This window comes from Pseudogemmobacter faecipullorum, assembly GCF_020539525.1.
Taxonomy (GTDB): Bacteria; Pseudomonadota; Alphaproteobacteria; order Rhodobacterales; family Rhodobacteraceae; genus Pseudogemmobacter; species Pseudogemmobacter faecipullorum.
The window spans coordinates 1-483 of sequence record NZ_JACDXX010000101.1 but is presented as its reverse complement, the minus strand read 5'-3'; the positions used below and the strand labels follow the sequence as shown (position 1 = coordinate 483).

The following is a 483-nucleotide window of genomic DNA, read 5'->3' as shown; positions in this document are numbered from 1 at the left end:
AGTCCAGAGTACCCGGCACCTTCCAGCGGGTATCCCCAGTGCCATTGCCCGCGATGCGTTGCACAGCCTCGACCAGCTCATGGTCATAGATCCGGCCATAATCCGGGCCGGTCACCGCGCGCAGCTCTGTCCTGCCGTCTTCGGTCTCGAAGGTCTTGATCTGCTCGGCGCGGTGACCCGAGAGGCCATACTGCAGATTGATCCCGGCCAGAGGTGCCGGCAATTGGCGCAGATACGACGCCGGCGCACCAACCAGGCTAGCGAGTTGACCAAAGGCCCAATGGGTCGGTGCCAGCGGTGCATCCGCCTTCGGCAGGATCAGCTGCAGCCGTTCGGAATTGTCGCGACTGGCCTCGACATGGATCTTTGCCGTCTCGACGATCCGTGACGTGCTGCGCTCCGAGCGCGCCTTGACCGAGGCCCAGAGGTCATCGAGCGAGAGATAGCGCTCATCATCAGGCCGATTGAACCATTCGGACGACA

The 483-nt window shown here is 62.9% G+C and carries 1 pseudogene; it reads right to left on the bottom strand.

The annotated features are described in order from the left end of the window. A pseudogene (locus H0485_RS21390) lies at positions 1-483 on the bottom strand (DUF932 domain-containing protein); the annotation flags it as partial.